Source organism: Corynebacterium sp. (assembly GCF_022712195.1).
Lineage (GTDB): Bacteria > Actinomycetota > Actinomycetes > Mycobacteriales > Mycobacteriaceae > Corynebacterium.
In genome coordinates, this window is record NZ_JALAGY010000091.1 from 24,035 (window position 1) to 32,236 (window position 8,202).

Consider the following 8,202-nt stretch of genomic DNA (forward strand, 5'->3'; position numbering starts at 1 on the left):
ACCGTCACAATCGTCGGGCGGGAATGCGGCACTCCCGTGGACACACGTAGTGTCTGAGGCATGCCTAACACTGTCCGTCGTCCCGGCGACCGCGACGACTACATCGAGGTGTGGAACGACCTGGTGTCGACCCGGGACCTCACCTGGTCGCTGGTCATCTGCGGAGTCACGACCGCGCTCGCTCTCCTGGCCGCCACGGCACTGTCCTCCAGCGGGTTCTTCTGGGGACTCGGTGGCGCCGTGGTGGGATTCGTGGTCTGTGCGGTGGTCTTCACCCCCAAACGCCTGGTGCGCATCACAGAGGACGCCGGAGAAGCCGGAGAAGCCGGAGCTGCCGGTGAGACAGCGGGGCCGGCCTGATGGACGTCACCCTGCTGCTCCCGATGCTCCTCGCGGCCGTCGCCGCGATCCTGCTCTACACCTTCATCGGTTTCATCCCCGGCACCGACGAGACCAGTGTGCTGGTGCCCGTCACCCTGGCCCTGGCGCTGGCGGGTGTCGACCCGGCCGTGCTGCTCACCTTCTTCATCGCGGCGATCGTCACCCTGAACCTCACCAACGCCATCCCCACCGCGCTGGTGGGTCTGCCGGGAGGGGTGCTGTCGGCGCCGATGATGGAGCACTCGCTCCACCTCAAGAGCCGGGGCAGGGCCGCCGAGACGATCAAGAAGATGGCCGCCGGCAGCGCGATCGGCACGCTCATCGCCATCCCGGTCAGTCTCGCCGTCGCCACGGCGATCGCCCCGTACGCCGACACCCTGCGCGAGTACGGCACCCTGCTCTTCGTCGGTGGGGCGGTGCTGCTGGCCCTGCTGGGCGCCAACCGGCTGCTCTCCCTCATCGCGATCGTCCCGATGTCCCTGCTGTTCCAGGGGCTGCTGTCGCTCTACCGCGACCAGGGGGTGATCCCGCAGGACGGGAACATCTCCGTGTCGTTCTTCCTGGGCATCACCATCGGACCGCTGCTGGTCTCGGTGCTGGGGCTGCTCAACCGCAGCCACCGGGAGAGCCTGCCCGGTCACCGGCCGACCACGGTGGAGATCTCGCGCAGCGACCTGCGGGGCCAGTCGCTGGCTCCGAACAGGATCCTCACCCGTGACGAGGCCGCACGCACCGGGTTCTGGTCCCTGCTGTCCACCCCGTTGTTCTTCCTCAGCCCGGTGGGTCTGACCTTCCTGCTCGGCGAGGGCGCGGCAGGACGTTCCGGGGACCGCACCACGCGGGCGAACCGGGCGGTGGCGGGGATGAACGGCGTGGCCCACGCCAGCTACCTCTCCGGCACGGTCATCCCGTTGCTGGCGATCGGCATCCCGCTGTCCCCGGTGGCCATCGGCCCGGCCCAGGCGCTGTTCAACGCGCCACCTGCGCTCACCCTGGACAACAACCTGCACCACCTGCTGAGCACGCCGACGTTCATCGTCGCCGTGGTGCTCGGTGCCGTCCTGGCCCTGGGGCTGACCTACGTCATCGCGGTGCGATACTCCTACCGGATCACCTACCTTGTGATGCGCTACATCCCGCACGAGGCGGTGCTCGGCCTGTTCATCGGTTTCATCCTGCTGCTGGCCTACCTGGACGCCGGGGTGGCCAACATCTTCGGGGTCCTGCTGGTCGGGGTCGCCTGCGGAACGCTGAACAAACTGGGCGTAGGCTACGGCGTGCAGTTCATGACGCTGTACGCGTCCCCCTGGATCGTGCAGAACCTGCTGTAGTGAGAAAGGATTCCGTGAAGTCGTCCCGGGAACCCCACGTCGGACACGGTCGGACGGTCGCCAAGGTCATCCTCCTCGGGGAGCACTCCGTGGTCTACGGTCACCCCGCCGTGGCCGTACCGTTGCACAACCTGCGCATGACCGCCACAGTGCAGCCCGCCGACGTGCCCACCGCACCGAGCACGCTACGCTGCCTGGACTGGCACGGCAGGCTGGAGGACGCCCCCGCACGGCTCGCCTCCGTGGTCGAGGCCGTCGAGGTCGCCACCGGGTTCGCCGGACGCCCGGACACCGGACTGCAGGTGACCACGTGGGCCGACTTCCCGCCGGAGCGGGGGCTGGGCTCCTCCGCTGCCGCCGCCGGTGCGGTCGTCCGGGCGGTGCTGGACGCCTACGACGTCGACGCGTCCCCGCGGCAGCTCTTCGACCTGACCCAGGAGGCCGAACGCGTCGCCCACGGCCACCCCTCCGGTCTGGACGCGCTGACGACCGCCTCACCGGTACCGGTGTACTTCCGGGACGGGGAGGGAACTGCCCTGGAGACGGACCTGACGGCCTGGATCGTCATCGCCGACTCAGGGGTGCCGGGCAGCACCCGCGAGACGGTCGGCGACGTCCGGCGCCGTCACCGGACCTCCCCGGAGCGGGTCGGCGCCCTGCTCGACCGCCTGGGTGAGATCGCCGAGGGGGCGACCGGTGACCTGCGCACCGGCGACGTCGACGCACTCGGGGCGAAGATGGACCGGGCGCACTCCCTTCTCGCCGAACTCGGGGTCAGCGACGGCCGGCTCGACGCCCTCACCACCGCCGCCCGCGACGCCGGCGCCGTCGGCGCGAAACTCACTGGGGGAGGACGCGGCGGATGCGTCATCGCCCTGGCACGCACGGGTGACGACGCCGCGCGCATCGCCGACAGTCTCACCGACGCCGGGGCGGCCGGCACCTGGATCCACGCACCCCACCTCGGGAAGGCGGCACCATGACAACTGTGACCACCGTGAGCACCGGAACACCGGCAGGCACAGCCACAGCGACCGCACACGCCAACATCGCCCTGATCAAGTACTGGGGCAAGGCCGACGAGGCACTGATCATCCCGCGGGCCCCGAGCCTGTCCCTGACCCTCGACGAGCTGTACACGACCACCACCGTGGAGTTCGGGGCACCCGCGGACCGGGCCACGCTGGACGGCGCCCCGGTGACCGGGCGGGCACTGGAGCGGATCACCGGCGTCCTCGACATCGTCCGCGGACTCGCCGGGATCCGCGACGCCGCACAGGTGACCTCGGTCAACACCGTGCCCACCGCGGCCGGTCTGGCCAGCTCCGCCTCCGGGTTCGCCGCCCTGGCCGGTGCCGCCGCAGCAGCGGCAGGCCTCCACCACGGGGACGCTCCCGGAGACCTCGCCCTGCGGGACCTGTCGCGCCTGGCCCGCAGAGGGTCGGGTTCGGCGTCCCGCTCGGTGTTCGGTGGGCTGGTGCAGTGGCACGCCGGGCACGACGACGCCACGTCCTACGCCGAACCCGTCGCCGGCGGCGACGCGATGAGCCGGGACCTCGCCATCGTGGTCCTGGTCATCGACGACGGCCCCAAGGGCATCTCCAGCAGGGAGGCGATGCGCCGCACCGTCGAGACCTCACCGGCCTATGAACCCTGGCTCGCAGACCACGCCCGGCACCTCGCCGAGGCCCGCACGGCGATCGCCGACGGGGACCTGACCCGCCTCGGCCGGGCCACCGAATCCAACGCGTCGGGCATGCACGCCACCATGCGGTCCGCCGAACCGCCCGTCGACTACCTCACCGCCGGCAGCCACGCCGCGCTGCAGGCCGTCCGCGACGCCCGCGCCGACGGCGTCCCCGCCTGGGCCACGATGGACGCCGGCCCCAACGTCAAGGTGCTCACCGACACCCACCACGCCGCAGCACTGGAAGCCCTGCTCCGCGACCGGCTCGCCCCGTCGGTCCCGGGGCTGCGCACCATCATCACCCACGCCGGGCCCGGGATCCGGATCCGGACCGGCACCACGGAAGGACACGAGGCACAGTCATGACACCACCCCGCGTCGTCGAGGCACGCGCCCCGGGCAAACTCTACATCGCCGGCGAGTACGCCGTGGTGGAGACCGGATTCCCGGCGGTACTCGTCGCCGTCGACCGCTACGTGACCGTCCGGGTCACCACGGCCACCGGCACAGGCCACATCACCTCCGACCACCACACGCAGAGCCGCCTGGAGTGGCACCGCGGCGACCGGGGTATGGTCGTCGAACCCGACCAGGCTCCCTTCGACTTCGTGCTCGCCGCCGCCGGTGTCGTCGAGGAGGTCGCGGCGGCCCTGGGCACACCGTTGGAGGTCTTCGACCTCGACATCACCAGTGAACTCGACGACGACTCGGGCCGGAAGTTCGGCCTCGGCTCTTCCGCCGCCGTCACCGTGGCCACCGTCCGGGCCCTGTGCGACTTCTACCGCCTGGACCTGACCAGGATGCAGCAGCTGAAGCTGGCGCTGCTGGCCAGCATCTCGGTGCAGACCTCCGGATCCGGCGGGGACGTCGCGGCCAGCATGGCCGGCGGCTGGATCGCCTACACCTCCTTCGACCGGGAATGGGCACGGTCCGAACGGGCCGTGCGACCCCTTCCGGAACTCATCGACACGGACTGGCCCGGACTGTCGGTCCGCCGACTGTGCCCACCGGACCGCCTGCGCCTTCTCGTCGGATGGACGGGCTCGCCGGCCTCGACCTCACGGCTGGTCGGCGACGTGCAGTCCAGGAAACAGGGCGAGGGGATGGACTACACCCGCTTCCTCGCGGAGAGCAGACGGTGCGTGACCGGGCTGACCGCCGCCCTCGACAACGACGACCCGGCCGGCGTGCTCGCCGGCATCCGCCGCAACCGCGAACTGCTGCGCGGGTTGGGGGAGCACTCCGGCACCACCATCGAGACCCCGACACTGCGCCGCCTCATCGAGATCGCGGAGGCCAACGGCGGGGCGGCGAAGACCTCCGGGGCCGGCGGAGGCGACTGCGGTATCGTGCTCATCGACACAGGCACCGGCGGCGCCGGACACATCGACGAGCTCCTCGCCGCCTGGGAACGCGCCGACATCCGCGTGCTCAACCTGCACGACCACCAACCCGACGGGACCATCGAGTGACCGGCACCACGCCCACAGGCACCAACCGCAAGGACGACCACGTCCAACTGGCGGAGGAACTGACCACCCGCGGACCCGCCGCACAGCCCACCGGCGGTTTCCACGACGTGCGCTTCATGCACCACAGCTTCAACGGTCTCGCCCGCGACGCCGTCGACATCTCCACCACCGTGACCGGCACACGCTGGGACGTCCCCTTCTACATCAACGCCATGACCGGCGGCAGTGAGAAGACCGGACGGATCAACGCCGATCTCGCCCGCGCCGCAGCCTCCGCCGGCGTTGCCATGGCGAGCGGCTCGGTCAGCGCGGCCCTGCGCGACCCCTCGGTGGAACCGACCTTCCGCGTCATCCGCGACAGCGCACCGGGGGCCTTCCTCTTCGCCAACGTCAGCCCCGAAGCCACCGTGGACCAGGCGCGCAGGGCGGTGGACCTGCTGGCGGCCGACGCCCTGCAGATCCACGTCAACCCGGCGCAGGAGCTGGTGATGCCCGAGGGTGACCGGGACTTCCGCCCCTGGCTCGACCGCATCGCCGACATCGTCGCCGGGGTGGACGTGCCGGTGGTGGTCAAGGAGGTCGGGTTCGGGTTGAGCCGTGAGAGCATCGCCGAACTGTCGGACCGGGGAGTGGGCACCGTGGACGTCAGCGGGCGTGGCGGAACGAACTTCATCGACATCGAGAACCAGCGACGCTCGCGCAAGGAGTACAGCTACCTGTCCGGGTGGGGGCAGACCACCGTGGAGTGCCTGCTGGACACGGTGCACGGTGACGGCGGGCGGCCGGACGTCGAGGTGCTGGCGTCCGGCGGGGTGCGTACCCCGCTGGACGTGGTGCGTGCCCTGGCGCTGGGTGCGGGGGCTGTGGGGGTCAGCGGGCACTTCCTGCACGTGCTCATGACGGACGGGCCGGACTCCCTGGCCGCCGAACTGGCGGCGTGGACCGATCAGGTCCGCACGCTGATGACCCTGCTCGGCGCGGCGGACGTCCCGGCACTGTCGTCGACGGACGTCCTGGTCACCGGTGAGACGGCCGAGTTCGCTCGGCTGCGGGGTGTGGACCTGCCGGCGTTGGCGCACCGGCGGTGATTCGTGGTTGACCGGTGGGGATAAGCGACTCTGATGATTATCGCTAACTGGGATAGCTAAATGTCCGGAACCGGTCTATGCTCGCCGGTACCCCGATCATCAACCGAAAGGACATCACCATGGGCCTCGACGACAAGATCAAGAACGCCGCGGAAGACGCCGGCGGAAAGGCCAAGGAGGCCGCCGGAGACGTGACCGGCAATGACAGGCTCAAGGGTGAGGGCAAGGTCGACCAGGCCAAGTCCGGCATCAAGGACGCCGCCGAGAACGCCAAGGACAAGATCTCCGAAGGCATCAGCAAGATCACCGGAAACTGACGGCAGGGGGCCAACACGATGAGTACCGACACTGCACCGCGGAAGCGGTCCTCCGCCGGTCTGGTGGTGACCACGGCGGTCATCGTCGTCGTGGCCGTCGCCATGGTCATCCTGATCGGCCAGAACACCGACCGGGTCGACATCGGCTTCCTCGGGTGGGAGTTCGCGTTCCCGCTCTCCGTGGGGCTGCTGGCCGCGGCCCTCGGGGGAGCGGTCGTCGCGTTCGCTCTCTCCGCGCTGATCTCCTTCCGACGGAGGAGGTGACGGCGCGACGTCGCCGGCTCCGCGTCCGGGTCGCCCGCACGGTTGTCCCGTGCGGGCGATTTTTCCGTGCCGGGGTCTGGCACTCTCGGTGGGGGAGTGCTAATATTCGGTGGTGCACGGAAGGTCGTGCACGCTCCGTCTGACACGGAGGCGGGGCGCAGGTTTCACTTTCATCACGGAGGTGCTTCACTGTGGCTACGTTCAGCCTTGATCCGTTCACCAACATCGACACCCTGACCCGCGGGCTCCTCGACATCGCCTCGCCGGTCGGCGCCGGGGGCTCACGGTCACCACGGTTCATGCCGATGGACCTCTACCGGCTCGATGACCACTACGTGCTCACCGCCGACCTCCCCGGCATGGACCCGGGGTCCATCGACGTCGACTTCGACAACGGCACCCTCACCATCACCGCACAGCGCAGCGGCGTGGTCGACGGCCGCGACAACTCCGCCAGCAGTGCTGACGACGCCGGTCCTGCCGTCGAATGGCTGGTCAACGAGCGCTTCGCCGGCAGCTACCGACGTCAGGTCACCATCGGTGACTCGGTCGACCCAGGCGCCGTCACCGCCAGCTACGACAACGGCGTGCTGACGGTCACGATGCCGTTGGCAGAGCAGGCGAAGTCCCGCAAGATCGCCATCGACCACGGCGCCGGGAGGAAGGAGATCACCGCGTAGACGGAAACCCGTAGACGACGCTTCGCGTCACTCACAGTCAGTTCTCCTGCAGTCACGAGTCCGGAAGAACGGATACTACAACCCGTAACAGCGGAAAGGCACCGCGTGGGCGACGCCGGCCAGTGCGCCAGCGTCCGCGGTGGTCCCGCCGATGAGATCGCGGGGAGCGGGGTGGTCCTCCAGGGCCGCGAGATAGACCTCATGCTGTTCCAACGAGGCGATGCTGCGCTCCACAGAGCTGTCCGAGACCGCGACGGCATGCGTCGGCTCCGCTGACCCGAAGACCAGCAGCCGGTCGGCCTGCCACCGGTCGAGGACCTGACCGTCCGGCCCGGTGATGTCGGGGAAGACCCACCTGTTCCCGGCGTCGCGCGCGGCGTCCAGCACCGTCAGCCCGGCGACCCGGTGGTCGGACTGGTTCAGCCCCCACGGCATGTCCACGGCCCAGCCCAAGGTGAGCAGCGTCGTCGGACGCACCTCCCGGATCACCGCCGCCACGGCGCGTCGCAGCGCGAGGGACGGCTCGAGTATCCCGTCCGGGAAGTCCAGGATCCGCAGGTCGTCCACGCCGACCTGCGCGCAGGCACGACGCTGTTCGGCGGCCCGGGCACGCCCGGTGTCGGAGGGGGACATCGTGTCGATACCCGCCTCGCCCGAGGTCAGCAGAAGATAGGTGACCGGGATCCCCCGGTCGGTCCACTCCGCCACGGCCGCGGACGCGCCGTACTCCATGTCATCGGGGTGGGCGACGGCACACAGCACCCGTTCGCCGTCGTCGAGGTGCAGCAGGTCGAGTCGTTCCTCGGTCATGGTCGGCGGCCTTCCGGTGCGGCGGGGTCAACATTCACGGCGGGGACGGACGGAGGTCACCTTCCGTCCACGTTCTGGTCATTCAAGCACGGGAACATGACGGTCACCACCCCCTGATCACGCCGTCCCCAGCAAAGGACCCATGTTCACCCGTACCTCCCGCCCGCTGCTC

General features: G+C 69.9%; 10 protein-coding genes. 9 read left to right on the forward strand and 1 reads right to left on the reverse strand.

The window, feature by feature from the left end; genetic code table 11:
• Positions 1-60 precede the first annotated feature (60 nt).
• The 9 genes from Q0A34_RS12730 (at position 61) to Q0A34_RS12770 (ending at position 7,220) form a co-directional block, all read left to right on the forward strand.
• On the forward strand, positions 61-360 hold the full coding sequence (locus tag Q0A34_RS12730) for a hypothetical protein (RefSeq protein ID WP_291480372.1): 300 nt from the start codon (positions 61-63) through the stop codon (positions 358-360).
• Positions 360-1,712: a tripartite tricarboxylate transporter permease gene (locus tag Q0A34_RS12735; RefSeq protein WP_291480373.1), complete on the forward strand. Its 1,353-nt coding sequence runs from the start codon at positions 360-362 to the stop codon at positions 1,710-1,712. Before Q0A34_RS12730 ends, Q0A34_RS12735 begins: the two co-directional genes overlap by 1 nt.
• Positions 1,712-2,695 (forward strand): mevalonate kinase, encoded by a 984-nt coding sequence (gene mvk, locus Q0A34_RS12740; RefSeq protein WP_291480374.1) that lies wholly within the window; start codon positions 1,712-1,714, stop codon positions 2,693-2,695. Before Q0A34_RS12735 ends, mvk begins: the two co-directional genes overlap by 1 nt.
• A 14-nt stretch (positions 2,696-2,709) precedes the next feature.
• Positions 2,710-3,765, forward strand: coding sequence for a diphosphomevalonate decarboxylase (gene mvaD, locus Q0A34_RS12745; RefSeq protein ID WP_291480375.1), 1,056 nt, complete (start codon positions 2,710-2,712; stop codon positions 3,763-3,765).
• Positions 3,762-4,871 carry a phosphomevalonate kinase gene (locus Q0A34_RS12750; protein ID WP_291480376.1) on the forward strand — a complete coding sequence of 370 codons (1,110 nt, stop codon included), beginning with the start codon at positions 3,762-3,764 and terminating at the stop codon, positions 4,869-4,871. Before mvaD ends, Q0A34_RS12750 begins: the two co-directional genes overlap by 4 nt.
• Entirely contained in the window at positions 4,868-5,959 is a 1,092-nt protein-coding gene (fni, locus tag Q0A34_RS12755) for a type 2 isopentenyl-diphosphate Delta-isomerase (RefSeq protein ID WP_291480377.1), read from the forward strand. The genes Q0A34_RS12750 and fni overlap by 4 nt, the downstream gene beginning before the upstream one ends.
• A gap of 119 nt (positions 5,960-6,078) precedes the next feature.
• The gene (locus Q0A34_RS12760) at positions 6,079-6,276 is read left to right on the forward strand and encodes a CsbD family protein (protein WP_291480381.1); all 198 of its coding nucleotides are present in this window, start codon (positions 6,079-6,081) and stop codon (positions 6,274-6,276) included.
• Between the two features lie 18 nt (positions 6,277-6,294).
• Positions 6,295-6,540, forward strand: a complete 246-nt coding sequence (locus tag Q0A34_RS12765) for a lipopolysaccharide assembly protein LapA domain-containing protein (protein WP_291480378.1) — start codon at positions 6,295-6,297, stop codon at positions 6,538-6,540.
• Between the two features lie 191 nt (positions 6,541-6,731).
• Complete coding sequence (locus Q0A34_RS12770) at positions 6,732-7,220, forward strand: Hsp20/alpha crystallin family protein (protein ID WP_291480379.1); 489 nt, start codon at positions 6,732-6,734, stop codon at positions 7,218-7,220.
• Between the two features lie 75 nt (positions 7,221-7,295).
• On the opposite strand, the gene Q0A34_RS12775 is transcribed toward Q0A34_RS12770, so the two are convergent.
• On the reverse strand, positions 7,296-8,030 hold the full coding sequence (locus Q0A34_RS12775; protein ID WP_291480380.1) for a PIG-L deacetylase family protein: 735 nt from the start codon (positions 8,028-8,030) through the stop codon (positions 7,296-7,298).
• Between the last annotated feature and the right edge of the window lie 172 nt (positions 8,031-8,202).

Coding starts and splice junctions, on each gene's coding strand:
- Q0A34_RS12765 (WP_291480378.1), top strand. CDS start 6,295: ATGAGTACCGACACTGCACCGCGGAAGCGGTCCTCCGCCGGTCTGGTG.
- Q0A34_RS12735 (WP_291480373.1), top strand. CDS start 360: ATGGACGTCACCCTGCTGCTCCCGATGCTCCTCGCGGCCGTCGCCGCG.
- Q0A34_RS12760 (WP_291480381.1), top strand. CDS start 6,079: ATGGGCCTCGACGACAAGATCAAGAACGCCGCGGAAGACGCCGGCGGA.
- Q0A34_RS12730 (WP_291480372.1), top strand. CDS start 61: ATGCCTAACACTGTCCGTCGTCCCGGCGACCGCGACGACTACATCGAG.
- Q0A34_RS12750 (WP_291480376.1), top strand. CDS start 3,762: ATGACACCACCCCGCGTCGTCGAGGCACGCGCCCCGGGCAAACTCTAC.
- Q0A34_RS12775 (WP_291480380.1), bottom strand. CDS start 8,030: ATGACCGAGGAACGACTCGACCTGCTGCACCTCGACGACGGCGAACGG.